At 57.7% G+C, this 25,995-nt stretch carries 23 protein-coding genes; 9 read left to right on the top strand and 14 right to left on the bottom strand.

What is annotated here, in order from left to right:
• The first annotated feature begins 208 nt into the window (after window positions 1–208).
• Window positions 209–1,426 (top strand): 5-aminolevulinate synthase, encoded by a 1,218-nt coding sequence (hemA, locus tag CFBP5473_RS02350; RefSeq protein ID WP_027673707.1) that lies wholly within the window; start codon window positions 209–211, stop codon window positions 1,424–1,426.
• A gap of 56 nt (window positions 1,427–1,482) precedes the next feature.
• Here the strand turns inward: hemA and CFBP5473_RS02355 are convergent, their stop codons facing one another.
• A complete protein-coding gene (locus CFBP5473_RS02355) occupies window positions 1,483–2,154 on the bottom strand; it encodes a metal-binding protein ZinT (RefSeq protein ID WP_037170655.1) in 672 nt (223 codons plus the stop codon).
• A 157-nt stretch (window positions 2,155–2,311) separates the two neighbouring features.
• Window positions 2,312–3,511, bottom strand: coding sequence for a 1-deoxy-D-xylulose-5-phosphate reductoisomerase (dxr, locus tag CFBP5473_RS02360; protein ID WP_027673709.1), 1,200 nt, complete (start codon window positions 3,509–3,511; stop codon window positions 2,312–2,314).
• 202 nt (window positions 3,512–3,713) lie between these two features.
• On the opposite strand from dxr, the gene CFBP5473_RS02365 reads away from it, so the two are divergent.
• From CFBP5473_RS02365 to CFBP5473_RS02385, 5 genes are all read left to right on the top strand, one after another.
• Complete coding sequence (locus tag CFBP5473_RS02365; RefSeq protein WP_027673710.1) at window positions 3,714–4,415, top strand: phosphatase PAP2 family protein; 702 nt, start codon at window positions 3,714–3,716, stop codon at window positions 4,413–4,415.
• A 13-nt stretch (window positions 4,416–4,428) separates the two neighbouring features.
• Window positions 4,429–5,655 (top strand): FAD-dependent oxidoreductase, encoded by a 1,227-nt coding sequence (locus CFBP5473_RS02370; protein ID WP_234881769.1) that lies wholly within the window; start codon window positions 4,429–4,431, stop codon window positions 5,653–5,655.
• 300 nt (window positions 5,656–5,955) lie between these two features.
• Complete coding sequence (locus tag CFBP5473_RS02375; protein ID WP_234881770.1) at window positions 5,956–6,624, top strand: IS110 family transposase; 669 nt, start codon at window positions 5,956–5,958, stop codon at window positions 6,622–6,624.
• Window positions 6,625–6,678: 54 nt separating this feature from the next.
• A protein-coding gene (locus CFBP5473_RS02380; RefSeq protein ID WP_137394051.1) for an IS5 family transposase occupies window positions 6,679–7,436 on the top strand; the annotation gives its coding sequence in 2 pieces (ribosomal slippage) (window positions 6,679–7,012 and window positions 7,012–7,436; 759 coding nt in all).
• Window positions 7,437–7,481: 45 nt separating this feature from the next.
• Window positions 7,482–7,742: a transposase gene (locus CFBP5473_RS02385; protein WP_234881794.1), complete on the top strand. Its 261-nt coding sequence runs from the start codon at window positions 7,482–7,484 to the stop codon at window positions 7,740–7,742.
• Between the two features lie 158 nt (window positions 7,743–7,900).
• Here the strand turns inward: CFBP5473_RS02385 and CFBP5473_RS02390 are convergent, their stop codons facing one another.
• The 7 genes from CFBP5473_RS02390 to CFBP5473_RS02420 all read right to left on the bottom strand — a co-directional run bounded on the left by CFBP5473_RS02390 (window position 7,901) and on the right by CFBP5473_RS02420 (window position 17,584).
• On the bottom strand, window positions 7,901–9,079 hold the full coding sequence (locus CFBP5473_RS02390; protein ID WP_051441392.1) for a glycosyltransferase family protein: 1,179 nt from the start codon (window positions 9,077–9,079) through the stop codon (window positions 7,901–7,903).
• The gene (locus CFBP5473_RS02395) at window positions 9,061–10,308 is read right to left on the bottom strand and encodes a glycosyltransferase (protein ID WP_027676714.1); all 1,248 of its coding nucleotides are present in this window, start codon (window positions 10,306–10,308) and stop codon (window positions 9,061–9,063) included. The genes CFBP5473_RS02390 and CFBP5473_RS02395 overlap by 19 nt, the downstream gene beginning before the upstream one ends.
• Window positions 10,309–10,344: 36 nt before the next feature.
• Entirely contained in the window at window positions 10,345–11,550 is a 1,206-nt protein-coding gene (locus CFBP5473_RS02400; protein WP_027676715.1) for a glycosyltransferase family protein, read from the bottom strand.
• A 71-nt stretch (window positions 11,551–11,621) separates the two neighbouring features.
• A complete protein-coding gene (locus CFBP5473_RS02405; protein WP_027676716.1) occupies window positions 11,622–12,797 on the bottom strand; it encodes an ABC transporter permease in 1,176 nt (391 codons plus the stop codon).
• The gene (locus CFBP5473_RS02410) at window positions 12,794–13,792 is read right to left on the bottom strand and encodes an ABC transporter permease (RefSeq protein WP_027676717.1); all 999 of its coding nucleotides are present in this window, start codon (window positions 13,790–13,792) and stop codon (window positions 12,794–12,796) included. Before CFBP5473_RS02410 ends, CFBP5473_RS02405 begins: the two co-directional genes overlap by 4 nt.
• Before the next feature lies 1 nt (window position 13,793).
• Window positions 13,794–15,695, bottom strand: a complete 1,902-nt coding sequence (locus tag CFBP5473_RS02415; protein WP_027676718.1) for an ABC transporter substrate-binding protein — start codon at window positions 15,693–15,695, stop codon at window positions 13,794–13,796.
• Window positions 15,692–17,584, bottom strand: a complete 1,893-nt coding sequence (locus CFBP5473_RS02420; RefSeq protein WP_027676719.1) for an ABC transporter ATP-binding protein — start codon at window positions 17,582–17,584, stop codon at window positions 15,692–15,694. The genes CFBP5473_RS02415 and CFBP5473_RS02420 overlap by 4 nt, the downstream gene beginning before the upstream one ends.
• A gap of 185 nt (window positions 17,585–17,769) precedes the next feature.
• Here CFBP5473_RS02420 and CFBP5473_RS02425 point away from each other — a divergent pair, with 185 nt between their 5' ends.
• Complete coding sequence (locus CFBP5473_RS02425) at window positions 17,770–18,732, top strand: glycosyltransferase family 32 protein (protein ID WP_027676720.1); 963 nt, start codon at window positions 17,770–17,772, stop codon at window positions 18,730–18,732.
• On the opposite strand, the gene CFBP5473_RS02430 is transcribed toward CFBP5473_RS02425, so the two are convergent.
• Both CFBP5473_RS02430 and CFBP5473_RS02435 read right to left on the bottom strand, forming a co-directional pair.
• Window positions 18,724–19,467, bottom strand: a complete 744-nt coding sequence (locus tag CFBP5473_RS02430) for a polysaccharide deacetylase family protein (RefSeq protein WP_027676721.1) — start codon at window positions 19,465–19,467, stop codon at window positions 18,724–18,726. The genes CFBP5473_RS02425 and CFBP5473_RS02430 overlap by 9 nt on opposite strands.
• Window positions 19,464–20,561, bottom strand: coding sequence for a glycosyltransferase family 4 protein (locus tag CFBP5473_RS02435; RefSeq protein WP_027676722.1), 1,098 nt, complete (start codon window positions 20,559–20,561; stop codon window positions 19,464–19,466). The genes CFBP5473_RS02430 and CFBP5473_RS02435 overlap by 4 nt, the downstream gene beginning before the upstream one ends.
• Before the next feature lie 107 nt (window positions 20,562–20,668).
• Between CFBP5473_RS02435 and CFBP5473_RS02440 the strand changes: the two genes are divergently transcribed.
• Both CFBP5473_RS02440 and CFBP5473_RS02445 read left to right on the top strand, forming a co-directional pair.
• Window positions 20,669–22,030 (top strand): nucleotide sugar dehydrogenase, encoded by a 1,362-nt coding sequence (locus CFBP5473_RS02440; protein ID WP_106389460.1) that lies wholly within the window; start codon window positions 20,669–20,671, stop codon window positions 22,028–22,030.
• A 15-nt stretch (window positions 22,031–22,045) separates the two neighbouring features.
• Window positions 22,046–22,528, top strand: coding sequence for a class I SAM-dependent methyltransferase (locus CFBP5473_RS02445; RefSeq protein ID WP_027676724.1), 483 nt, complete (start codon window positions 22,046–22,048; stop codon window positions 22,526–22,528).
• Window positions 22,529–22,548: 20 nt separating this feature from the next.
• Here CFBP5473_RS02445 and CFBP5473_RS02450 read toward each other — a convergent pair whose 3' ends face one another.
• The 3 genes from CFBP5473_RS02450 to CFBP5473_RS02460 form a co-directional block, all read right to left on the bottom strand.
• Window positions 22,549–24,240, bottom strand: a complete 1,692-nt coding sequence (locus CFBP5473_RS02450; RefSeq protein ID WP_027676725.1) for an adenylate/guanylate cyclase domain-containing protein — start codon at window positions 24,238–24,240, stop codon at window positions 22,549–22,551.
• Between the two features lie 227 nt (window positions 24,241–24,467).
• Window positions 24,468–25,328: an MBL fold metallo-hydrolase gene (locus CFBP5473_RS02455; RefSeq protein ID WP_027676726.1), complete on the bottom strand. Its 861-nt coding sequence runs from the start codon at window positions 25,326–25,328 to the stop codon at window positions 24,468–24,470.
• Window positions 25,329–25,498: 170 nt separating this feature from the next.
• A complete protein-coding gene (locus tag CFBP5473_RS02460) occupies window positions 25,499–25,954 on the bottom strand; it encodes a cyclic nucleotide-binding domain-containing protein (protein WP_027676727.1) in 456 nt (151 codons plus the stop codon).
• Between the last annotated feature and the right edge of the window lie 41 nt (window positions 25,955–25,995).

Below are 25,995 nucleotides of genomic sequence, written 5' to 3' on the forward strand. Positions count from 1 at the left end.
ACTGAACGACTAATTTAGGTAAAGGTTCCAATTTTTGTTGGCGCTTTGACATGAATCAATTTTGCGCTTTGGCAATTCTCTTATAGATGTTTCTTGGAATGGTTCAAAAGTGGAGGCGAATTGACGCAGGGATGCGATATCCGCGTCGATGGGGTTGACGGTTCAAGGAGGCGGGCCGACAACGACTGCTAGAATTCTGGAGCATGGAATGGACTTCGAGGCATATTTCAAGACCGAACTGGATAGCTTGCATTCGGAAGGTCGCTACCGCGTCTTTGCGGATATTGAGCGGCAAAAAGGCAATTTCCCACGGGCGACCCGCTACACGTCGAATGGCGAACAGCGAGATGTGACCGTGTGGTGCTCCAATGATTATCTCGGAATGGGTCAGAACCCAAAAGTGGTAGAGGCGATGAAAGCCGCCATCGATCACTGTGGCGCGGGTGCGGGAGGCACCCGGAATATTTCTGGCACCAACCACCACCACGTTATGCTTGAGCGTGAGCTTGCCGATCTGCACGGCAAGGAATCCGCTTTGATCTTCACCTCCGGCTATGTTTCGAACTGGGCGACGCTCGGCACGCTCGGGCAGAAAATTCCGGGCCTCATCATATTCTCGGATGCCCTCAACCACGCTTCGATGATCGAAGGCATTCGGTACGGCCGCTGTGAAAAGGTCATCTGGAAGCACAACGATTTGGAGGATCTGGAAGCGAAACTGAAGGCTGCCGATCCGGCTGCGCCGAAGCTGATCGCGTTCGAATCGGTCTACTCCATGGATGGCGATATCGCCCCGATCAAGGAAATCTGCGACCTGGCCGACAGGTACGGCGCGATGACCTATCTCGATGAAGTCCATGCCGTTGGCATGTACGGTCCTCGCGGCGGTGGCATTGCGGAACGCGAAGGCATGATGGATCGCCTGACGATCATCGAAGGCACGCTGGGCAAGGCTTTCGGCGTGATGGGCGGTTATATCGCCGCTTCAGAAGCGTTGTGCGATTTCATCCGCTCCTTCGCATCGGGCTTCATTTTTACAACCGCTCTGCCGCCGTCTCTGGCTGCTGGTGCCGTTGCTTCCATTCAGCACCTGAAGGCAAGCCCTTTCGAGCGTGCGCGTCATCAGGAGCGTGTGCGCACATTGCGTTCCATGCTAGATGCCAGCGGTATTCCGCATATGAGCAATCCCAGCCATATCGTTCCAGTGATGGTGGGCGATGCGGCCAAGTGCAAGTGGATCTCCGATATTCTGCTGGACGATCACGGCATTTACGTTCAGCCGATCAATTATCCGACCGTGCCGCGCAAGACGGAGCGCCTGCGTATTACGCCGACGCCGCTTCACAGCGACGCCGATCTGGAGCACCTCGTCGGCGCCATACACCAGCTCTGGGCGCGTTGCGCGCTGGCCCGCGCGGTCGCCTGATAACGACATGATGTCAAAAAAAGGGGCGCAGCTTACTGGCTGCGCCCCTTCTTCGTTTAGTGCTCAAGCATTTCGTGAACGATCTGCTTACCGCTGAGCGAGGATGGGTAATAGGTTGGCCAGTTGGTCAGTTCCTTGAGGACGGCGCTGCGGTCATTACCCCAGTAGAGGTGGTAGTGGCCTGCCTTTTCCGGCGCGATGGTGTGGTCGCTGAACTGGATATATTGCGGCGCTGCCTCATCTCCCGTCGTCTTTTTGAAGATGTAGCGCACGCCGCGATTGCCCTTCTCATAGGTCAGGATTTCAAAGCCGTCGCTGGCATATTTCGCTTTCGTGGACTTGTCGTTACGATAGAACGTAACATCTTCGGCGCCAATCGAAATGCGGTTTACATCGGTCTTGTAGCCGATGTCATAATAATCGCGGAATTCCTTGGCGCTCTTGCCGCCACCTTCAGCCTTATGTTCCATCACCGGGTCAAGCGTGCCGTCCAGAAGGTAGGGATAGACAGATTGCCATTCCCCTTCCCAATCGCTCAGTGCGCGAGGCTTGACCGCGCTGTCTTCGAAATAGCCATTATAGACATCCTTCGAGCCATGAGAGTGGTCGTGTGAATGGCTATGCGTTTCTTCCTTCTTCGCCTCAGCGGGTTTGTCATGTGCGACTGCGACCGAAGAGAGAAGAAGAAGTGAGCCGATGGAGAGTGCGAGGGCACGCTTAGTGATCATTATATGTTCCTCATCTGTCATGTAATAACATTACAAATTTGCAATAACGATAAAGGAAGGGTATGGCAAGCGCTAAGGTTGAACGCAGGTCATGCGAAATCCACGCATCGCCGCGTGATGAGTTGGATGCTCTCTCGTCTGTGTCGTGGGGGACTGTTCAGGCAGCTTTCTGCATTTGCAGAATCACATCCTGCGCATGTGCGCGTGCTTCCGCATCCGCCGCCAGGATGTCTTCAATGGTGTTGGCGCTTCTGCCGTCGTTCATCCGCTCCATCACGGCTTCCACTGTGTCCGCCATTTGCAGGAAGCCGATCCGTCCATCGACGAATGCGTGGAACGCGGTCTCGTCTGCTGCGTTCAGAACAGCGCCTTGCACTCCCCCCCGTTCAAGTGCAACGCGTGCAAGCCGTAGCGCGGGAAAACGGGCTTCATCCGGGGCTTCGAAATCCAGTCGTGAGAGCTTGGCGAAATCCAGCCGCTCGACATCGATTTCGCCGCGGGCCGGATAGGTGAGGGCGTAGGCAATGGCGGTGCGCATGTCTGGGCAGCCGAGTTGTGCGATCACGGAGCCATCCGTGTAACCCACCATGGAATGGATGATGGATTGCGGATGGATGATGACTTCGATCTGGTCCGGCTCAAGATCGAAGAGGAATTTTGCTTCGATCATCTCCAGCGCCTTGTTGAACATGGAAGCGCTGCCGATGGAGACCTTCAGGCCCATGGACCAGTTGGGGTGCGCGCGTGCGATTTCGGCGGTGACGCCTGCCATCTGTTCACGCGCCCAAGTCCGGAACGGGCCACCCGATGCTGTTAAAACGATGCGTTCCACCGTGTTTCTGTTGGCCGGTTCGAGACATTGGAAGATCGCGCTGTGCTCGCTGTCGACCGGAATGAGATTGCCGCCGCCCTGACGAACGGTGCCGATGAACACGTCGCCGCCGGAAACGAGGCACTCCTTGTTGGCGAGCGCGATATTCGCGCCACGGCGTGCAGCGGTCAAAGTCGGCTCAAGACCGGGCGTTCCGGCAATCGCAGCCATCACCCAGTCGGCCTCGGCGCTTGCCGCTTCCTGCAATCCGGTTCTGCCGGATGCGACCGAGATACCGCTGCCGGAGAGAGCGTCCTTCAGTGCCTGGTAATTCTCGTCTTCCGCCGTTACGGCCAGTTTCGCACCGAAACCGCGTGCCTGCTGTGCCAGAAGCTCGATATTGCCAGCCCCCGTTAAAGCCAGAAGGTCGAAGCGCTCACGCCCGCCCAGTTGGCGAATGACATCCAGCGTATTCGTTCCGATAGAGCCGGTGGAGCCGAGTACGGTAAGTTTTTCAGGCGAGGTGATGCCCTGCTTGTCTGTCATGTGATGTCCGGCTCTGATCAAATCTATCACCCTAGGCTCTACAAGCGAAACACGGGTAGAACAAGGAAAAAGCTTTGCCCTATGTTTTAGTCCCATCTTTGCCGTGCTGACGCCGATGTAACTATGCAGAGTGACAATTCGGTGCATATTGTTTTAGCGAAACGACATTTCCATAGTGTAAGGGCGAAGGCAGAGGGTTTGAATGAAGCGATTTGTGATTTCCAGTGGCTGGATTTTCATTGCCACTTTCGTTCTGGTTCTCGTTTTCATTCCCTTCGATCCCGGCCTGTCGCAACGGGCGCAGGCGCTTCCCGGCTCCATCGTCGGTTTCAACAAGGCCATTACGGATTTCGGTACCTTCCGCTGGATGCTCTACAGCACCGGCCTATTTGCAATTCTTGCCTATATCGCCGCCCGCTTCGTGATGAGCAACCCCTATTCAGCACGGGTTCGCACCGCATTGAGGTTGTTTTCCTATTTTTTCCTGACCATCGGCAGCGCCAGCATCTTCGTGCATCTCCTGAAGTTCCTGATTGGACGGGCGCGGCCCGAGCTTTTCGTTGAGATGGGCGCTTACAGTTTCACGCCGTTCAGCAACGACAATCTCTATGAGAGCTTTCCCTCCGGCCATTCCGCTGCCGCTGGCGCTTTCTTTGGTGCCTTTGCGATGCTGATTCCGCGCTTTCGTTATGTGTTCATGCTGCTTGCCCTCGTCATCGGCGTTTCGCGGGTAATCGTCGGCGCGCATTATCCAAGCGATGTGGCGGCGGGGCTGTTGCTCGGCCTCTGGACCGCCATGCTGCTGGCTTTTCTCTTTGCTCGCAAGCAGTGGTTGTTCCGTTTCGTCAATGGCTCGCCGCATCCCAAGAATGCACCGCTTCCGCCTGCCGAAAAGGCCTCATGAAATGGACAATGCCATGGAAGCTGAAGGCGAAGACCGGACGATTGAAACGACGGTTGCGATAGCAGGCGGTGGCCCGGCGGGCATGATGCTGGGTCTGCTTCTGGCGCGCGCGGGTATCGATGTCACCGTTTTCGAAAAACACGGCGATTTCCTGCGCGATTTTCGCGGCGATACGATCCATCCGTCCACACTCGAACTGATCGAGCAACTGGGTTTCATCAAGGAGTTTCTGGCTCTGCCGCATACGAAAGCGGAAAAGCTTCACGCTGAAATCGGGACGGAGAAGCTGACAATAGCGGATTTCTCCTGGCTGCCGGTCAAGAACAGGTTCATCGCCTTCATGCCGCAATGGGATTTTCTCAATTTTATTGCGGGCAAGGCGGGGCAATACGAGAATTTTCGGCTGCTGCTCAATGCGCCGGTGATCGACCTTATTCAGGGCGCTGGCAGAGTGCACGGGCTTGAGCTTTCCACCCCGCGAGGCAAGCTGACCGTCAAGGCCGACCTCGTGGTGGGTGCCGATGGGCGCAGCTCTGTCGTGCGCGAGAAGGCGGGGCTTGAAATACAGCGCTTCGGCGTGCCGACGGAGGTCTTGTGGATGCGGCTATCGAAGCAGGCGGGCGATCCTACCGAGACGATGGGCCATGCCGGTCCGCAGCAGGGTCTCGTTCTGATCGACCGCGGCGATTACTGGCAGTGCGGTTACGTGGTGCGCAAAGGCTTTTTCGCAGAGATCAGGGAAAAGGGACTGGAGGCGTTTCGTGACCGTGTGGCCGAAGTCTGCCCGCTTCCGAAAGAGCGACTTCAGGAAATCGGCAATTGGGACGATGTGCATCTTCTGACCGTGCGGATCGACCGGTTGAAACAGTGGTGGAAGCCGGGCTTCATCTGCATTGGCGATGCCGCACACGCCATGTCGCCCATAGGCGGCGTGGGCGTCAATCTGGCCATTCAGGATGCTGTGGCTGCCGCCAATGTCATCGTGCCTGCACTGCGTCATAAGGGCAGCATATCCGATGCCGATCTGGCGGCCATCGAACAACGCCGCTCCTTTCCGACTAGAGCGACGCAACGGCTGCAGTTGATGATGCGCAGCAAGAACCGCAAGGATCAGGATGTGGCAAAGAAAGCGAAGGGCCCGCCGGCCTTCGTGCGCGCCATCATGCGTTTTCCCCTTCTCGCACATCTCGCCGGTCGCCTGATCGGTCTCGGCTTCCGGCGGGAGAAGATCACTTATTGATGGCACTCATCCCTCGGCGTCATCCTCGGGCTTGACCCGAGGATCCACAACCGTTTGATTTCGTTGATGACGAGGGATCCTCGGCACAAGGCCGAGGATTGTTTGTTGAAATCGGTCTATTGTTCATGCGGGACTGCGGGCTCAAACCCCGCAGTCCCGGCGACAGGCGACCGTCCGAGGATTGGGACCACACCCCACGTCATCAAGGCTCCCTGCCGCCTTTTGCTTCACCGCTTGGAGAGTTGATTGGGCATTTGAACGCCCGCAAACAATCCGAAGCCTGCAAAGGATAGCAGGATCATGGACGTTTTGCACACCGCACCCCGTCGATGCTTCGGCATCGATGTCGCCAAAGATAATCTTGTCGTCAGTGACGGCGGACTTTCCTTTGCCGTCACCAACGATCGCCGCAGCATTCGAACGTTTCTGAAACAGAAGCAGCCCGATTTCGTCATCTGCGAGGCGACCGGCGGCTATGAACTCCTCCTCCTGGAAGAGTGCCTAAAGGCAGGTCTTGCCTGTCACCGCGCCGACATCATGAAGCTGAAGGCCTATATCCGATCCATGGGTACGCTGGGCAAGAGCGATGCCATCGATGCCAGGCACATGGCAGCCTATGGCCGAGAGCGGTGGCAAAGCCTGCCGCTATGGCAGGCGCCAGACCCCGATGAGGCGCAATTACAGGCGCTGGTGCGCCGCCGCGCCGATCTCGTGGCACTCAGGGTTACCGAGCATAACCGTTCGAAAGCAGTCGGCGCCAAGGCAGTCGCCCTGTCGTACAAGGCTATGCTGAGCGCCATACAGCGCCAGATCGACGGGATCGAAAGGCAAATCTCCGCCCTCGTCGCCAAAAGCGCGAGACTTCGTCGGCGTATCCAAATCTGCACGACCGTCAGCGGCGTCGGGCTTCTCAGCGCCGCAAGCCTGCTTGCTCTTATTCCAGAGCTAGGCTCAGGCCCTATTAATTAATCATCCTTTCCAATTTGACGATCTTTTGATTCACTCATGGTAGGAGGACTTGCCATGAGTGATTTGTTTTTGCTGACGCCATCTCAGTTCAACCGCATCCGGCCCTATTTCCCTCTTGCCCACGGCATCGAGCGCGTGGATGATCTGAGGGTCGTGAGCGGCATCATTTACGTGTTGAAACATGGACTTCAATGGAAGGATGCGCCGAAGGAATACGGTCCACATAAGACGCTTTATAACCGGTTCGTCCGCTGGAGCAGGCTCGGCGTCTTCAACCGAATCTTCGAGGCACTTGCGGGGAAGGCAGGTCAACCCGACAGGCTGATGATCGATGCCACCCATTTGAAAGCCCATCGCACCGCAGCCAGCCTGCTAAAAAAGGGGCTCTTTCCCGCTGCATCGGACGAACGAAAGGCGGCCTGAATTCCAAGCTACACGCTGTCACCGACGGCTTGGGACGGCCCTTGCTGTTTTTCCTCACTCAGGGTCAGGCCAGCGACTATCAGGGTGCCCGGCACCTGCTTGATCGCCTACCCAACGCCAAGGAATTACTGGCAGATCGTGGTTACGACGCCGACTGGTTCCGCAATGGATTGAAAGACAAAGGCATTTCACCCTGCATCCCACCACGTAAGAAGCGACGCAACCCGGCCCACTACGACAAAGTCCTCTATAGGCAAAGATATCGTATCGAGAACATGTTTGGTAGGATCAAGGATTGGAGGCGCATCGCCACCCGATACGACCGATGCGCTCACACCTTCCTATCCGCAATCCTCATCGCAGCAACTTGCTGCTACTGGCTCGATTAATGAGTCCTGAGCCTAGGCACTCTGGATCGCCGTCAGGCGGCTGCCCTGGCGGGAACGGCACCCCATCCAAGCGAGAGCGGAAGCGCGAGAGGCCGACGACGACAACGCGGCGGACGGCCCCAGGTCAAGAAGACCCTTTTCATGCCCGCAATGTGCGCAGCACAGGGAAAAGGCCAATTCGCATCCTTCTACAGACGCCTGATCGAAAACAGAAAGCCACCCATTGTCGCTATCGCCGCAACAATGAGAAAGATCGTCATTACCGTCAATGCAAGGCTCAGAGACGATCAAATCCAACAGAGTTGATGACGGATGTGGGTTTGGCGATTGTGTCTACGCATATCTAACGCCATTCCTCCGCCTGCGTCAAAAGCCCCGCAAATGGAAAGAATATGCAGAATCAATACATGCATTATGTCTGAATATTGAAACCGAACACCAGTGTATTGATCGCGGGCGACCCGTCAGTCTTCAAGCTGGTGTTCTGCGTAGAGTTTGCGCAGTGCGCGAGCCGTTCCTGCCGCGCCGTCCAGATCGAGCGTTGTTTCACCCGGCTCGGCTAGAGCCAATGTTTGCCTGATTGCCTCCGCCATGGATTGCGGTGAGATTGCATCTTCTTCCAGTACATGGGCGAGGCCGAGCTTCGACAGGCGCGATGCGCGGGCGCCCTGTTCCGTTTCTCCACCGGCAGCAAAGGGTATGAGCAGCGAACGGCACTTGGCCTGCAAGATATCGCAGACCGTGTTGTAGCCCGCTTGCGAGATGGAGAGTTTCGCGCCTGAAAGAAGGCTGGCGAAATCCTTGCGGAAGCGGAAGACGGAGACGGTATCGCCTGCTTGCGCAGAGATCGCATCGAAATCCGCCTGTGGCATGTTCGGTCCGGTGATGAGGCACCAGCTTTTCAACTCCGGGAGCTCTGGCGCTGCCGCGAGTGCTGCCTTCAACAGATTAGCGCCGACGGCTCCTCCGCCAGCAGAGACGACGACGTCGAAACGCTCCTGCGGGGCTTGCGGTTTTGCCGGTGCAACGAGGCCGGTATAGACGATGCGCTGGCTGATCTGCTCTGCAAGGGGGAAGGTCTCTTCCAACCGAACGAAATCGGGATCGCCGTGAACCAGCACGGTGTCGAAGTGCTTCTTCACGAGGTCTATGGTTTCCTCGTCGCGACCGGGCTTTGCGCGCTCCTGCAGAATGTCGCGCAACGAGGTCATGACCAGCGGGCGCTTGATGCTCTTTTCGATGGCCGAAAGGAGCGGCAGCAGTTCGAACCTCACCTGCCTGCGACCGAAGGGAAAGGCTTCGATGATGACAATGTCAGGCATCGCGCCATTATAGGCGCCGAGCAGCATGCTGGTACGACCGTCCTTGAAAGCATCATCCACCGGCGCGCCACTGGCATCGACAAGGCCAGAGAAATTGCCGTCCGCAACGGCAATCGGCGGCAGTTCGATGTGGTGAATGCCGTCACCCGGGAAGCCCGGAACCGGCGTGCCGCCCGTCACCATCGTCACATCGAAACCGTTGGCAACGAGAGCATGCGCCACGCGGCTGGCGCGGGCAATATGGCCGATGCCAAGAAGATGCTGCACATAGAAGAAAACGCGCGGATTCGTGCGGGCAGTCGTCACGGGGTTTTCTCCCATTCCTGTTCGAACAGGCTTTTCAGTTCGGTTATGCTGTTGCGGTGATCGAAAGACGTGCGAACGCGGTTTTCGGCGGCATTGCCAAGCCGCATCCTGAGCGCAGGGTCTGAAATCGCCTGCTCAAGAGCCCTGGAAAAAGCTGCCGGATTTTCCGGTTCCGTCAGAAGCCCGTTTTCACCATCGATGAAAAATTCGGGGATGCCGGAAATATTGGTGGAGATGCAGGTCAGCGCCTGGCTTGAGGCCTCGACCAGAACATTCGGCAATCCGTCGCGGTCGCCATCGGCGGTGATGCGGCAGGCAAGTGCGAAGAGATCGGCGTCCCGATAATGTTCCAGAACCTGCTTCTGATCCATCGCGCCCGTCCAGACGATCCGGTCTGAAAGGCCAAGCTTGTCTGCGAGTGCCTTCAATGCCGCCAATTCATCGCCGCCACCAATATGGGTGAACCGCCATTGTAGGGAAGCGGGCAGGGCGGCGAGCGCGTGAAGCAGAATGTCGATGCCCTTTTTTTTCACCGCGCGCCCGACGCTTAAGATGCGCACCGGATCGGAAGGGTCGGACCCGTTACGGGCTGGACGCACGCCGTCGAAATGCGGAAAGCGGGTGAGATCGAGCCCGTGATAGCTCAGGTGGACCTTCTTCGGATCGGGGGAAAGTGCTTGCAGATGCCGAAAGCCGCTTGCCGTGCAGGTCACGGCCCAGCGGGCGCTACCCAGCTTGTGCGAGAGATCGGCATCGCTCGATGTCCAGATATCCTTGGCATGCGCGGAGATCGTCCAGGGCGTGCCGCTGATCAGATGCGTATAGGCAGCGACCGATGCTGGCGTGTGGATGAAGTGGACATGCAGCCAACCGGCGTCCTGCGGCCACTCGTGCGACAGCACAGCTGCCTGGCCGAAACGGCGGAAGCGGTTGCGGGTAAAATCGTGACGCAGGTCGTTAAGGAAGCGGCGCAGTGCCTTGCCGAAGCCCGGCTTCTTCCGGCAGGCCCACAGCGCCTTCAGAACGCGGAGCGGTTCCTCGTGCAGATATTCCGGCAGGTAGGTTACGCCCGCGCGGATTTCGTCATGCACCGGGTGGCGCTTCCTGTCTGTCGGGCGGCGCATGGACATGAGCTCCAGCTCAAGCCCTGCCTTTTCCAGTTCAAGCAGTTCCTGCGCGATGAATGTTTCGGAAAGGCGCGGATATCCTTTGAGAAGCACCACGATTTTCTTGGGTTCGGTCACGATGCCGTACCTTCTTTCGGTTTGGGATGTCTCCCGTCATGCAATTGCGGAGATGGCTTTCTGCGTATCGTCCGGCTGGAGCCATTCGGCAATGCGTCTTGAAATGTTTTCCAGCCCATCCAACTTCAGATTGCGGCCATTGGCAGAGGGTGGCGGGCGTTTCAGCAGAGCTTTCAGCGCTTGCGCCATCAGTGCCGGGTCTTCCGCCTCTTCCGGCGAAAGCATGTCGAACAGCCCAAGCTCGGAAGCGCGGCTTGCGCGGATCAACTGCTCCTCGCGCGGCACGATGCGTGGCACCACCAGCGCCGGTTTGTCGAAGGATAGAATTTCGCACACGGTATTGTAACCGCCCATGGAAACGACGGCCTGTGCTCCCGCCACCAGATCTTCCATACGGTTGTCGAATTCGATGATTTCCATATGCGGAATATCGGCAACGTGGCTTGCGAACTTCTGACGCTGTTCGGCGGGCATATAGGGGCCGAGAACGATGAGTGCCTTCTGCGTCAGCGACCTGTCGAACTTGTAGGCGCGGATGACGTCATCGATCAGCTCGCTACCATCGCCACCGCCGCCGGTCGTTACCAGAATATAATCGCCTTCATGCCTGTTGGGGCCATCCCCTTGAGTCTTGGAGCGTTGCAGGAAGCCGACAAAATCCATCTTGTCGCGCACAGGCTGCGGCACTTCGAGACCGGTCAGCGGATCGTGGAAATCCGGCGGGCCGTAGACCCACACGTGGTCGTAAAACCGTTCGATTTTCTTCAGCACATCATTGCGCTTCCACTCGGCTTCGAGAAGCTGGGGCGCGTCCATCACATCGCGAAGGCCGATAACCAGCTTCGTGCCTTTGGATTTGAGGTAGGTCAGCGTCTCCTCCACTTCGCCGCGCAGGCCCATGGGCTCCTTGTCGACGATGAATATGTCCGGCTGGAAGCTTTCCGCCGTATGATAGATGATGGAGCGGCGCATCTTCAGGGTTTCCTGAAGATCTATATGCTGATCCATCGATGTGTATTCGCCGTTTCTGAGCTTGATGACGCTGGGGATTTTCACGAAATCCACCCGGGCGCGATAATCGAAGGCACCGGCGATGGTTGCGCCGGAGATGATGAGGACGTTGAGGCCGCGATAATCTTCCACCAGCGCATGGGCAATGGTGCGACACCGGCGCAGGTGTCCAAGCCCGAAGGAATCATGGCTGTACATGAGAATGCGGGCATCGTTCAAACGAGCTGTCACAGGCAAAACCTCTTTTTACCGCGCAGGAACCGCGTATGGAATTGGGGCCAATCTCTCAACATACAGTCCACTTATTTGAATGGGTCTGCTGCATCACGTAGTCCATCGCCGAGGAAATTAAAGGCGAGAACGACAAGAACGACGGGGAGAATTGGTATCAGAAGCCATGGATAAAGGGCAATCACGCTCACGCTTCTCGCTTCTGTGAGCAAAATCCCCCAACTTGTGATCGGTGGGCGAAGGCCAAGGCCTAAGAAGCTGAGTGCGGTTTCGCCCAGAATCATGCCCGGAATGGTGAGCGTTGCCGAGGCGATCAGATGCGACATGAAGCCGGGGATCAAATGCCGCCCAATGATGCGGCTGGTGCTGGCGCCCATCAGTTGCGCTGAAAGAACGTAATCTTCTTCGCGAAGCGCCAGAAGCTTGGAGCGCACGGCGCGCGCCAGCCCCGTCCAGTCCAGCAATCCCAATATGAGGGTGATGCCGAGATAGACGAGGATTGGGCTCCATGTGACGGGCATGATGGCGGCAAGCGCAAGCCACAGCGGAATGCTGGGAATGGACTGCAAGACCTCGATGATGCGCTGAACGACAAGATCGAACCAGCCGCCGCGATAGCCTGCAAGACCGCCGATCACGATGCCGAGAACGAAGCTCATGGCGACGCCGAACAGGCCGATGGTGAGCGAGATGCGGGCGCCGTAGATGATGCGCGACAGCACGTCGCGACCGAGGCGATCCGTGCCAAGCAGGAACATCTGCCCGTCTTTCGCAGGGCATACCAGATGAACGTTGCTGTCGAACAGGCCCCAGAAGCGATAGCCATCTCCCCGGCAGAAGAACCTGATCTTCTGAACATCTGTCGGCACGTCCACATAGACGCGGCGCAGATTTTCCATGTCGAGGCTCATCGTGCGGCCATAGACGAACGGGCCGATGAATTGGCCATCGTGGAAGAAATGGATGCTCTGCGGCGGCGCGTAGATGTTTTCCACATCACGCGTATGCAGATTATAGGGCGCGAGGAATTCGCAGATCAGGATGGAGAGATAGAGAAACAGCAGGAAGATGCCGGAATAGAGCGCAAGCTTATGCTGGCGGAACTGCCACCACATCAGTTTCCATTGAGATGCCCTGCCCACCATGGCAAGGCCGCTCGTGGCTGGCTCTACCAGATACGGATCGAAAGGGGCGGTTGAGACGTAATGCGGCAGCGGCTCGCCGGGCTTCGGAATGGACGAAGTCATTTGACGTTACCACCTCCGAAGCGGATGCGAGGATCGAGAATGGCGAGCGCAATATCTGAAATCAGCACGCCGATGACGGTGAGGAACGCGAGGAACATCAGGAACGAGCCTGCCAGATACATGTCCTGGCTCTGAAGCGCACGGATCAGCATCGGGCCGGTCGTTTCCAGTGACAGCACGACGGCGGTGATTTCCGCGCCCGAGATGATTGCGGGCAGGATGGAGCCGATATCCGAAATGAAAAAATTCAGCGCCATGCGCAGCGGATACTTGGTCAGCACCTTGAAAGGATGCAGGCCCTTGGCGCGTGCGGTGACGACATATTGCTTCTGCAATTCATCCAGCAGATTGGCGCGTAGACGCCGGATCATGCCTGCCGTTCCCGCCGTGCCGATGATCAGGACGGGGATCCACAGGTGTTCCATGATGGACTTGAACTTGTCCCAGCTCATCGGCTGGTTGAGATATTCACGGTCCATCAGGTGGCCGATAGAGGTGCCGAACCAGATATTGGCGAAATACATCAGGATCAGGGCCAGCATGAAATTCGGAATGGCGATGCCGAGCAGACCGACGAAGGTGAGGCCATAATCGCCCCAGCTGTATTTGTGCGTGGCGGAATAGATGCCGATGGGGAAGGCCAGAATCCAGGTCACGATGATGGTCACGAAGGACACCAGAACCGTTAGCCACAGCCGTTCCCCCACCACTTCGCTGACGGGAAGCTGGTATTCGAAGGAGTAACCGAAATCGCCGACGAGCATGCCCGTTGCCCATCTGGAATAGCGGATGGGCGCGGGCTGATCGAAGCCGTAGCGGACGCGCAGTTCCTCGATTTCGGCCATGTTGGCCGTCTCGCCCATGGCGCGCATTTCGGCAACATAGCTTTCGAAGTAATCTCCCGGCGGAAGCTCGATGATGGTGAAGACTAGCATCGAGATCAGGATCAGCGTGGGGATCATGACGAGCAGGCGCCCTAGGATATATCTGAGCATATCATGCGCTCCCGTCGTACCAGAACGCGTCCGGCATGTAGACACCGAGATAAGAGGTCGGCTCGAAACCGTAGAGCGCTTTTTCCGGCACGTTCTTCATCTTCGCCGTGTGAACGATAGGCTGAAGCGCGCCGTTGACGATGCCGATGGAAAAGACCTGCTGCGTGTAGAGCGTCAGCATTTCCAGCCAGATGGCCTTCCGCTCTTCATCGGTGATACTGCGACGCCACTTCTTGAAAAGCTCCAGCAGGCGAATGGCTTCCGGCAGATCCGGCTCCTTGCCCTCGCGACCGCCGGAAAGATAGTGAATGCCCCAGACCGGCCATTGCAACTGGTCGTCACCCGTGGGAGCAAGGCCTGAGGGCAGCATGTCGGCGTTGGGAATTGCATTGTCCATTCCGAACCAGACGGACATCATCACTTCACCGCCCATGGCGCGCTTGCGGAAGACATCGCGCTGCGTCGGACGGCTGGAAAGGGAAATGCCCACCTTGCGCCAATGGTCCGTCACGAGCTCCAGCACGTCGGTTTCCAGCGTGCTCTCGCCGGATGTTTCAACGATGATATGGGCCAGCCTGCCATCGGGAAGCAGGCGAATGCCCTTGTCGTTGCGGTTGGTGAGGCCCGCCTCGTCCAGAAGCCTGTTGGCCAGATCCGGATCGAACTGCGCCCATGCCGTCGCAAATTCCGGGCGGAAAAGCGGGCTTTCCGGCAGCACGGTATCGGCGCTCTCCTTGGCCAGCCCATAGAAGCAGACCATGTTGATTTCGTGCCGGTTGATCGCGACCGACAGCGCGCGTCGGATGTTTGCGTCGCGGAAGAGATTGCGCCAGCCTTCGTCGGCGCAATTGAGGTTCGGCAGCAGGCAGACGCGCGATCCCTGGCTGCGCTTCCACAATTTGACCGTCAGCGGATAGCGATCCTCTGCATCCTTCAGGAAGGTGTAATCGTTGAAATCCAGTCCCATGAACTGGAGATCGCTGTCGCCCGAGGCGGTTTTCGCCGCGATGATTTCCGACGAGGTGACGTTCAGAAGGAAACGGTCGAGATAGGGAAGCTGCAAGCCGTTCTCATCGACGCGGTGATAGTAGGGATTGCGCTCGAAGATGAATTGCTCCGCAGGTGGCGCATTGATGACGCGCCATGCATCGAGTGTCGGCAGGTCCGGGTTTTCCGGGCGCAGTTGGCGCGACATCTTGATGTGCAGGCTGCTCCAGTCATCGACCTTGTTCTTCTTCATCAGCTTGGCGAGCTTTTCTTCGCTCTGATACTTGATGTGGAACTGCTTCATATAGGCAGCGGGCAGGAAGACGCGCGCCGGCGTAGCCCCGGCAAGTTTCGCCAGAAAATCCGGGTTCGGACCGTCCCAGGTATAGCGCACCGTCAGCTTGTCGATGACTTCGACCACAGGCGGCTTGCTATAGACCAGAAGCTCGATGGGCGGGCCGCCCTTGTGAATTTCCAGATTGAGAGCCACATCTTCCCAGAAATAACGGAAATCTTCCGAGGTGAATTCGCTGCCATCGGACCACTTGTGGCCTTCGCGCAGCTTCAGCGTGAAGATGCGCTCTTCATCGACGGTGTAGGATTCGAGAATATCCGGCTGGAAGTCGAAATGCTCGTCATAGCCAACGAGGCGGGCATAGCTGTTGATCGGCATCAGGCGGATATCGCGCTGGCCGCCGATCAGCATCCGCACGGTGCCGCCATGCTTCCCGGGCTCGCGGCCCATTTCCTTCAGGTTGATGACGCGCGGGTTCTTCGGCAGTCGCTGGTCCAGCGGCGGCAATTCGCCCTTGTCGCGTTTTTCCTTGAAGAAATCCGCATCCGTATAGGCGGCAAACGCTTTCCAGGGTGCAAAGACGGAGGCCAGAAGCGCAAGTGTGGTGCGGCGCGTAATCACGAACGTAACTCCCGAACATCCGCATTGGAATTGGCAAGCACGAGATGCCCCCCGCCCAGATCGGCCGTAATCAAACTGCCATCCTGTTCATCGCGGAACTGTTTGCCCCAGTCGAACTTGCCGGTCGCGCTGATTTTTCCAATCGTGTTGAAATCCAGCGGGCGGTCGAGATCGGGGAAGGGAACGGCTGCCAGCAGCGACTTGGTGTAGGGGTGAACAGGGTTGCGCATCAGCGTTTCGCGCGGCGCAAGCTCCACGATCTTGCCCTCGCACATTACCGCAACCCGGTCTGCCATGTAATCCACCACGGCCAGATTGTGGGAGATAAAGAGGTAGGTAAGGCCAAGGTCCTTCTGCAAATCCTTGAGGAGATTGAGAATTTGCGCCTGAACGGAAACGTCGAGTGCGGAAACAGGCTCATCGCAGATCAGCAGTTCCGGTCCGAGCATCAAGGCGCGGGCGATGCCGATACGCTGGCGCTGCCCGCCGGAAAAGCTGTGCGGATAACGGTTCAGCGCGCTGTCACCAAGGCCAATTGCGCGCAGCAGGTTCTTCACGCGGGCAGAGCGATATTTCGAATCGCCGCGACCATGGATTTCCAGCGGTTCGCTCAGGATATTGCCGACTGTCATACGGGGCGACAGAGACGAGATCGGGTCCTGGAACACCATCTGAATTCGGGTGCGCAACTCGCGTAGATCGCCATCCCTGGCGTTCAGAACGTCGATATCGCCGTTTTTGCTGTGGAAAGTGATCGAACCTTCATCCGGCTTCACGGCGCGCATCAGTATTTTGCTGACCGTGGTCTTGCCGCTGCCGCTTTCCCCGACAAGGCCGAGGCACTCACCGCGCATGATATCGAAGCTGACACCATCCACTGCCTTTGTGGCGCTTGATTTGCCGGAGGTGAACCAGCTGGATTTGCGGGTGGTGAAGGTCTTGCTGATGTTGTCGACGCGCAGAAGGACGCCAGGCGCCTTGTCCACCGTCGCTGTCTTCTTGCCGATCAGGCTTTCCTTGTCGATGGTCACTTCACGCAGCGCCTTCAGCCGCTCGCCGGGCTTCATGTCGAAATGCGGAACCGCAGCCATCAGGCCCTTAAGATAGGGGTGCGAAGGCGCGCGGAAAATGTCATCCACCGTGCCCGCTTCCATGATCTCGCCCTGATAGATGACAGCAACCTCGTCGGCGATATTGGCAACGACGCCAAGATCGTGGGTAATGAGCAGCATGCTCATATTGAGCCGGCTTTGCAGGTCGCGCAGCAGTTTCAGGATTTGCGCCTGAATGGTCACATCGAGCGCTGTTGTCGGCTCATCCGCAATCAGAAGGGCAGGGCGACAGATCAGCGCCATGGCAATCATGGCGCGCTGGCGCATGCCGCCTGAAAGCTCGAACGGGTACATCTGGCAAATCTTGGCGGGCTTGGCGAAGCCCACGAGATCCAGCGTTTCCTCTATCTTCTCCTGCCGCTCTTTCGGCGACAGAACGGAGTGGATGCGCAATGCCTCATCGATCTGGTTGCCAATCGTGTGGAGCGGCGAAAACGATGTCATCGGCTCCTGAAAAATGAGGCCGATGCGGTTGCCACGAATGGCGCGCATGGGCTTTCCATCCGGCTCCAGCTGTAAGAGATCAGTCGGGCGTTCGCCGGGGCGCTTCGGGTCGGAAAAGAGAACGCGCCCGTTCACACTCGCGGTGCGGGGCTGGATGCCCATGATTGTCTGGCCGATGACGGATTTGCCCGAGCCGGATTCCCCGACAAGTGCCGTGACCTTGCCCGGCAGAATGCGGAGGCTGGCATTGCGGACGGCGTCGATTTTTCCGCCCATAATGGAAAAAGAGACTTGCAGATTTTCGATGCGAAGCAAATCTGCGTCTGCACTCATGCCAAGAACCCCTTGCCGCCTTGTTTCTTATTTCGCGGCCATTAACCTTCACGTTATCGCACGCTACAAGCTCTGTCCATGCTCTTGAAACCATGAAAATTTCAGGCATCCGAGATGTTCTTTATGCTTGCAGGACAACATCTATTTCGAAGATATGTCGGACTTATTAAGGTCAGGAACGCTCCATGCCAGACAAGGCTTATTTTGATGCGAAGCTTGCAGAAATCCGGCATTTGGTGGCTGAGCGCAATTTCGATGAGGCCGAAAGCCGTCTCCAACTTTTAAGCGAGGAGAGTGACCAGCACTTTATGGGTGAGCAGACGGCGCTCGGCCTGCCGCGGAAGCTCCATTCCGCTCATCTGCGGCTTGAGAAGGCGAGGGGAGATGTGCTTCGCCGAGCCGGCTATCAATATCTTCTGGTCCCTCCGGTGGAAACCTTCGAGCCCTATGGTCGATTTTCGTCCGAGGAGAGGAAGCTCATTGCCGCCAAGAACCGCGAAGCGGTGCCGCGTGTCATTCATCAAATCTGGATCGGCGACAGAGACGTTCCGCCCGCGACCGAAGCTTGGGCGGCGCATGCGAAAGCCAACGGCCTGACCTACCGGCTTTGGCGGGAGGAGGATCTGGCGCGTGAAGGGATCAGCACCGATCCGGTCTTTCAGCGGATGCTTTCCGAGAAGGATTTTCCCGGCGCGGTGGATGTGGCGCGCTATGTCATCCTGTCCCGCTTCGGCGGCATTTATCTCGACTGCGATTTTTACCCGGCGCGCGATGATGCCAGCTTTTTCGATGTTCTACCGATGATCGGCCTGACGGCCTTTGCCGAGGATACGCCGCGCCAGACAGGCAGAGGAAGCGTGCTGTTCGCCAATTCCTTCATCGCTGCGCCTGCGGGGCATCCGGTCTTCGAGCGAATTTTGCAGGCACTGCCGGATATTCTTCAGCACCTGCCGCGCGCACCTGCCTGGTGGGCAACGGGGCCGCTGATCTTTACCGTCGTTGCACGCGCAGGCTCCGTTTCTCTCGCCAATGCAGATTTCGTCGCAGCCGCTCTTCCAGATCGCGCGCCATTCAGCGCCGTAGAGGACGCCCGTGCGAAAGCGGGAGCGGAAAATGACGGGCTTCTGATCGCCTGGAAATCATGGTGACGGGTTCGCGATAAGCTCTCTCGATGAACGCCAGCGGCAGCCGGGGTGATTGGCTGTCAGGGAAAACAGGCGCTCGAGAAAACTCCACACCGCTTCATCATGATCGAGATGATGGGTGAGGATGCCCGCCGTTCGACCAGCGGGCTGAGCAACGGATATACGCTCGGCGGTTTCGGCAAAGAGCAGATCGTGGTCTTTGCCACCTCTCGTCCCGCGCCAGTCTATGACGTCGATATGGGTATTTAGAAGCGTTATCGGACTTTCTTTCTCCGGCCCATAGACCGAAAGTGCTGTAAAGCCAATGTCATTCAGGCCATCGATGATGTCCTGATCGATCCGGTTCCATGGCGGAACGAGCATGGGCACGAAACGGCTCGGGTGGAGTGCCCGTAATTTTGAAAACCCCGCTTCCAGTTCACCAAGAACGATGTCCCTGCCACGGTGCAGCCCAAGCTCGCGCTTCTTCTCATCCGGCCCCGCATGGTTCTTATGCGCCCAGCCGTGGACTGCGATGTGGATGTCGGTCGTGCCACTCAGCTTCTTTGCCAGCGCCTCACCCGTCGGCTCGGGAATGACGGCGAGGGTCATGGGAACGGCGTAGGTTTGCGAAAGTGCCAGCAGACGATCAAGTGCCAAGGTTGGCTGCGTCGCATCGTCGTCGCGGAGCCAGAGATCGGCAACTCTGCCCTCGTTAGCGAGCTGATCGAGCGTTTCGAGAAGCCGTTTTTCCGTCATGCCCTGTTTCCTTGAACCGCTTGCAAAATCTTATCCAATGTCGCCGCCGCTTTCTGAAGGGAGCGTTCCTGTGTGGCGAAGTGGCGTGCATTATCGGCCAGCCGCTGCCGTTTTTCTGCATTCGTCAACAGGGACGCGATGGCATCCGCAAATATCTGGCTTTGCCCCGGCGGGGTCAGGATGCCGGTCTTCCCGTCAGAAACGACCTCCGGCACACCCGCTATGTGTTCCGCAATCACGGGCAGGCCTGCCGCCTGCGCCTCCAGATAGGCAAGACCATAGGCCTCTCCGTGCCCCGGCCATACATACAACGATGCGTGAGAGAGAATATTTGCGATCTGCTGAGGATTCTTCTCGCCGTGCCAAACCAGCCGATCAGATGCGATGCCGTCGAAGAGCCTGTGCACTGCGTCGCGTTCAGGCCCATCGCCGATGATCTCCAGCGTCCAGGCCAGCGCCTGAGGCAGCAATTCGAGTGCTTTTGCCAGCGCCGCGTAGCTGCTGACCTTATCACCCGCCCGCATCATCGCCACCGTTGCCATGCGGCCTGTGGCCGGTGCCGGGGTCTGATGTTCAAACAGAGAGGCGTCGATAAAGGGCGGCAGCATCTCGGAGCGGATGGCTGGATCGGCCTTGATAAGACCTTCGCGATCACGATGGGTGAAGCAGATATTGACGGCTGCAAAGCGCAGGTCGCCCAGCAGCTTGGCCTGCACATCCGCCCATCCAGAGGCATTGCGCTTCGGCGAGTATGAGGCTTCCGCAGTGGTGTAGGGGATGCCGAAACGCTTGCAGAGTTCAGGTCCGAGCAGATCGAGAGCCTTGTAATAGGGATGATAGCAGAACCAGATATCCGGCTTTGCTGTCTGGCTCCACAGCGCTGAAATCCGCTCGATTTCACCTGTTGCGTCGCATCCCAGCGCATCTGCCTCTTCGCCGTCAGGTTGACGCAGGAAGGTTCGGAGCTCCGACACTACATCGACCTCGTGACCGGACAGCTGCATCGCCTGCATGAGCAGCCGCGCCATCAGCCGGTCGCCGGAGGGCACGGGATGGTTCGGTGACTTCAGCGGGCAGTAGAAGGCGATTTTCATGGCAGCGAGTTGTGCGTCTTCGCTCAACACTTCGTCAACCGGAATTTAAGATGCCCCTGCCTTGACACCTTGGGTGTTCTCGCCCAACTGATGAGCATGTTTCCTTCATGCGCGGGGCGCAAAACGCTTTGACTTCCTCTCCAAACGCACAGCAACTTCTCGAACTCATTCAGTCGAAAAAGGCTAGGGCCGGTGTTATCGGGCTTGGTTATGTGGGCCTTCCGCTGGCCATGACGATTGCCAATTCCGGCTTCAGGGTTACGGGTTTCGATATCGATCCGGCCAAGATCGAGGCTGTCGAAGCGCGCAAGAGTTATATTGAAGCGGTGCCGGACGATATTCTTGGCACCGCTTGCGAGAATGGTACCTTCGAGGCGACCTGCGATTTTTCCAGGCTTGGCGACTGCGATGTCATCGCGATATGCGTTCCCACGCCACTGACAAAGTATCGCGATCCCGATCTTTCCTATGTCGAGAACACCTGCCGTGAGATCGCAAAGACCCTTCGCCCCGGGCAGCTGGTGGTTCTGGAATCGACGACCTATCCCGGCACGACCGATGGCATCGTCAAGACGATACTGGAAAAGACCGGCCTGAAATCGGCTGAGGATTTCTTCCTTGGCTTCTCACCGGAGCGCGAAGATCCCGGCAATCGGGATTTCCAGACCTCGACCATTCCGAAGGTGGTTGCGGGTGATGGACCGGATGCCGCCGAGTTGATGACTGCTTTCTATGGCTCAGTGGTCAAGACCGTCATTCCGGTCTCGACCAATGCCACAGCCGAGGCGGTAAAGATCACAGAAAACGTGTTTCGTGCGGTCAACATCGCGCTCGTCAACGAACTCAAGGTCGTTTACGAGGCCATGGGCATCGACATCTGGGAGGTTATCGACGCAGCCAAGACGAAGCCTTTCGGCTATATGCCGTTTTATCCGGGTCCGGGTCTTGGCGGACATTGCATCCCCATCGATCCATTCTACCTGACCTGGAAATCCAAGGAATATGAACTGCCGACGCGCTTCATCGAGCTTGCCGGGCAGATCAACACCGGCATGCCGCGCCATGTCGTTGGGCGGTTGGCAGAGGCGTTGGACGTGCATCGGGGCAAGGCGCTCAGCCGTTCCAAGGTGCTTGTCCTCGGTCTTGCTTACAAGAAAAACGTGCCGGATATTCGTGAAAGCCCGTCACTGAAGCTGATCGAGCTCATTCTCGAGCGCGGCGGCGAGGTTGCGTTTCACGACCCTTATGTGGCGGAAATTCCGAAGACCCGCGAATACAGCCATCTTATGGGCATGAGATCGGCGGATTGGAACAGGGACAGCATCTCAGCTTATGACGCCGTGCTCGTTGCGACCGATCACGACAACGTCGATTACCAGCAACTGGCCGATTGGTCGCCGCTGATTATCGATACGCGCAACGCCTTTGCGCGCCGTAACATCAGTGCGGGCCATATTCTCAAGGCTTGATAGGACAGGATTTTCATGAGCAGACTGGACAGTTTCATCCGCCGCCTCAGCGCCCAGCGCGATATTCTCAATCATGTCCAGGGTGATCTCGATCTTCCTGTCGATGGGCCGGTCATGGAGATCGGGCTTGGCAATGGTCGCACATTCAATCATCTGCGCGAGTTGTTTCCCGATCGCCGTATCGTTGCCTTCGACAGGGCCATGGGAGCGCACGCATCTTCGGTGCCAGAGGATGGCAATCTCGTCATCGGTGAAATCGACCAGACGGCAAAGGACTGGGTCGGTATCGGAGCGGCGCTCGTTCATGCGGATATTGGCACCGGCTATGACGAGAAGGATGCGGTGACGCTGACATGGCTTCCGCAGATCGTGGCGGGAATGCTGGCATCCGGTGGCATCGCGGTCAGCGGGCTCCCGCTTCAGGAGCCGAGCCTCAACCCACTGCCGGTTCCCCCATCGGTGCCAAGAGACAGATATTTCCTTTACAGGAAAATCTGACGCCACTCGCGTCCGACGATTTACAGGAAACGCTTGCTTTCTTCCTCTGAGATTAGGAACACTTTCATTTCGGAGCTGCGCCCACGAATGGGTATGGTTCTGCTCTGAAGCGCGTCCAGTGTGTGGGCAGTTTGCACCATCGCCGGTTCGGATATGACGATGGATGCGCCGAACTCCTTGGCGGCGGTTTCCAGGCGGCTGGCGACATTCACCGTGTCGCCGATGGCGGTGAGATTTTTCGCCGCCCCGTAGCCCATGATACCGACGATGGAGGGGCCTGCGTGGATGCCGATGGCAACGCGCAGGCGCACGGCAAATTGCTTCTCGAGCTCCTCGTTCAGCTTATCGATATCGCGAAGAATATAGGCGGCTGCCTTCAGGGCATCCGCAGAAGCGGCACCTGCATTTCCTTCCAGCCCGAACAGTGCCATCGCGCCATCGCCGATGAATTTATCGATGCGCCCGCCTGCCTGCTCCACGGATTGTCCGACCACGGTAAAGTAGCGGTTCAGCAGGAACACCATGTCGTAGGGTAGGCGCGATTCCGAAAGAGACGTGAAGTTTCGAAGGTCGCAGAAGAGAACGGCTATTTCCTCTTCGCGACCGGGGCGGATCGGTTCGCCGCTCGCCGGAATGTCGTTCTGCTGATGAGACGACAGCAGCAGCGCGACCTTGACCCTGCCGGAAGGGCGCAACTGGCAGCCCAGCCGCACATCCGAATCCGCGTGGATGCGTTGCAGCGTCGCTTTCTCGATATCGCCCGGCTCCGGCAGTGGCCCGTGCGCCTCCAGGATCTTCACCCGGCATGTGGAGCATCGGCCCTTGCCGCCACAGGCGGAGAAATGGGAAATACCGCCAAGACGGCTTGCCTCCAGAACGCTGAAGCCTGCCGGTGCACGCAGGGCACCGCCGCCCTCATAGAGAATCTCAAAGCCTCGCGACCTCTGTCGCCAGCCCCGGAAGGCGCGGGCAGCGAAGGTCAGAGCAACGGCGGTGCTGAATGCCATGCGAAAACCGAAGGTGATCTGCTCTATCATGGCCTGACGCGCTGGTGTTCTCGCAGATACTTCCGTCGGCGAACGCATCGCAGCTTCGGAATGCGGATGGTCGGCGGGCACGTCCAGTTCCATTTGCCGACCGGCATCGCTGAAACCCAGCAAGGCAAGGATCGGCAGAAGAACCGCCACCGTCAGCAGATAGGGCGCGATCCTCTTGTACCAGCTTCGATAGCGCAGCCAGAAATAGACGCCGAGACAGCCATGGGTCCAGATCAGAACCAGCGCTATGCTCTGCTTCAACCCCGCCATCGGAGAGACGATCCAAAGTCGTCGGATGACGTCGTTATACCCATCATCGATATCGAAAAGCATGCGGGCAAAGCGTATGCCTGCGGCGTGATCGATGATCAGGAATGGAATGAGCAGACCGAGAAATATCTGCAGGCCTTCCCTCAGTGGCATGCGCAGAGACCGCTTGAGATAGATGGAACGCAGCACCAGAATGATATGGGTGAGGACGGCGGAATAGAGAATGATGCTGCTGAGCGGGTTCAGCCAGACGATGCTGAACCACATGCGCCCATATTCCGCAGTCTCGATGGAGATCAGCGCAAGCGCGTGGTTCGACAGGTGGCAGACGAGAAAGGCCAGCATGGTGAGGCCGGAGAGCAACCGCGCACGTCTCAGGGACGTCTCTGACACCAGCTGCGCCATTCGCACCTCACAAACTTCTTCCAAAGGGTTAAATTATTCCACGTCCTATCTTCTTGCGGAATACCCATTTGGTAGGGGTCTCTTGCGAGGGATTTAGGAGGTCATGCAAATCGATCGCTGGCACATAGCGCAAGGCGAACATAAAAGCCAAAGACATTCATGCTGGCGCGAGCGCAGGTATCATCACTTCTTTGACATTACCTGCGGCACGCAAGCTGCTTTCAAAATCACAGCTCTATGACCTGCCCGTCGAACGCAGCGAAAGCGCCGGAAAATTCCTTCTTCGCATCCGCATCGATCTGGTCAAGCTCGTCATCCGTGCGGAAGGGCGCGTGATGAATGAAGCCGACGGACTTCGCATTGGCGGATTTGGCCAGACGGATCGCCTGCTGCCATGACGAGTGGCCGTATCCCTTGTAAAGCTCCATCTCCGCATCGCTGAAGCTGGCGTCGTAGAGGAAAAGGTCCACATCGTCGATGAGCTTCAGCACCGCCTTGTCCAGCTTGCCCGGCTCGTGCTCCGTATCGGTGATGATGGCGAGGCTTCGTCCCTGCCAGTCGATCCTGTAGCCGATGGCATTGCCCGGGTGGGTCAACATTCCCGTCTGAATCGACAGATCAGGATGGACCGACAGCGTGTCTTCGGCGGTGAAATCCCTGGTGACGATATGTGCGCAGCAGATATCCAGCGGGGCCGGGAACCATGGCGGGCTCATGAACTCACGCAGCATTTCGCGAGTGGTCTTCTGCCCGGCAAGATGGCCGGACCAGATGCGCACATCGTTCTCACGCTTGAAGAAGGGCTTGAAGTATGGAAAGCCGACGATGTGATCATAGTGGCAATGGGAGAAGAACATGTCGACATTGCCAGCACCTTCCGCTTTCAGCGCCTGTCCGGCGGGATGAAGGCCGGAGCCTGCATCGAAAAGCAGAATGTGGTCTCCGCACCGAACCTCGATGCAGATCGTGTTGCCACCATATTTGCGGAATTTATCTCCTGATACAGGAAGCGTTCCCCGCGCTCCCCAAATCTTGACCCGGAATTCCTGTTTATTGCCCCGACGTTCCTCGTCGGAATTCAACACCATGATACACCCCAACTTACCGCGGGCACCCGTTCTACGTTTCCTCCGCTGGGTTCCGCGTTACTACCGCCATTGACTGGCGTGTCCTTACTCCGTGCAGCATTTCAGTTTTATTACGCCAACACCACTTTTATTTTTCTTTTGCATAGTAACGCAGCGGAAGAAGATTTCGTTCATGCGTTCGAATGCGCGCGCGCTTTGCTCAGTTCCGTGGTCGTCTGTGTCAGACGCTCGGCCAGGACACGCATAACCTTGATCGTCACGTCCGGAAAGTCCGACATCAGCTTGAAGAACTGCTCCTTGCCGATGCGTAGCGCTTCTACCGGGGTAGAGGCACGAACCGTTGCGGTACGCACGCTGTCGCACAGGATGGCGATTTCACCGACGATGGCGTTGCCGCTCATTTCCGTCAGTTTGATCTGCCCGGAAGGCGAGTCGATCAGCACATCCACCTTGCCGGTGAGAAGCACGTAGGCAGCGTCTCCCAGATCGCCCTGACGAAACAGCTCGTCGCCTGCGTGGTAGGACACGCGGTCCGATGCGAAAGCAAGAAGCTTGAGTTTCGACGGCTCCATCTCGCTAAAGAATGGAACGCGCTTCAGCATCTGAATTTCATCCTTGAAAAGCATCGCCTTGTCTCACCTCGTGTTCCTCATATGATTGCACTGCA

This window comes from Agrobacterium larrymoorei, assembly GCF_005145045.1.
In the GTDB taxonomy this organism is placed as follows: Bacteria; Pseudomonadota; Alphaproteobacteria; order Rhizobiales; family Rhizobiaceae; genus Agrobacterium; species Agrobacterium larrymoorei.

Coding starts and splice junctions, on each gene's coding strand:
- CFBP5473_RS02375 (WP_234881770.1), top strand. CDS start 5,956: ATGGACGTTTTGCACACCGCACCCCGTCGATGCTTCGGCATCGATGTC.
- CFBP5473_RS02435 (WP_027676722.1), bottom strand. CDS start 20,561: ATGAAAATCGCCTTCTACTGCCCGCTGAAGTCACCGAACCATCCCGTG.
- CFBP5473_RS02430 (WP_027676721.1), bottom strand. CDS start 19,467: ATGACGGAAAAACGGCTTCTCGAAACGCTCGATCAGCTCGCTAACGAG.
- hemA (WP_027673707.1), top strand. CDS start 209: ATGGACTTCGAGGCATATTTCAAGACCGAACTGGATAGCTTGCATTCG.
- CFBP5473_RS02450 (WP_027676725.1), bottom strand. CDS start 24,240: ATGGCGCAGCTGGTGTCAGAGACGTCCCTGAGACGTGCGCGGTTGCTC.
- CFBP5473_RS02455 (WP_027676726.1), bottom strand. CDS start 25,328: ATGGTGTTGAATTCCGACGAGGAACGTCGGGGCAATAAACAGGAATTC.
- CFBP5473_RS02410 (WP_027676717.1), bottom strand. CDS start 13,792: ATGCTCAGATATATCCTAGGGCGCCTGCTCGTCATGATCCCCACGCTG.
- CFBP5473_RS02445 (WP_027676724.1), top strand. CDS start 22,046: ATGAGCAGACTGGACAGTTTCATCCGCCGCCTCAGCGCCCAGCGCGAT.
- CFBP5473_RS02390 (WP_051441392.1), bottom strand. CDS start 9,079: ATGGGAGAAAACCCCGTGACGACTGCCCGCACGAATCCGCGCGTTTTC.
- CFBP5473_RS02440 (WP_106389460.1), top strand. CDS start 20,669: ATGCGCGGGGCGCAAAACGCTTTGACTTCCTCTCCAAACGCACAGCAA.
- CFBP5473_RS02405 (WP_027676716.1), bottom strand. CDS start 12,797: ATGACTTCGTCCATTCCGAAGCCCGGCGAGCCGCTGCCGCATTACGTC.
- CFBP5473_RS02460 (WP_027676727.1), bottom strand. CDS start 25,954: ATGCTTTTCAAGGATGAAATTCAGATGCTGAAGCGCGTTCCATTCTTT.
- dxr (WP_027673709.1), bottom strand. CDS start 3,511: ATGACAGACAAGCAGGGCATCACCTCGCCTGAAAAACTTACCGTACTC.
- CFBP5473_RS02425 (WP_027676720.1), top strand. CDS start 17,770: ATGCCAGACAAGGCTTATTTTGATGCGAAGCTTGCAGAAATCCGGCAT.
- CFBP5473_RS02420 (WP_027676719.1), bottom strand. CDS start 17,584: ATGAGTGCAGACGCAGATTTGCTTCGCATCGAAAATCTGCAAGTCTCT.
- CFBP5473_RS02355 (WP_037170655.1), bottom strand. CDS start 2,154: ATGATCACTAAGCGTGCCCTCGCACTCTCCATCGGCTCACTTCTTCTT.
- CFBP5473_RS02365 (WP_027673710.1), top strand. CDS start 3,714: ATGAAGCGATTTGTGATTTCCAGTGGCTGGATTTTCATTGCCACTTTC.
- CFBP5473_RS02370 (WP_234881769.1), top strand. CDS start 4,429: ATGGAAGCTGAAGGCGAAGACCGGACGATTGAAACGACGGTTGCGATA.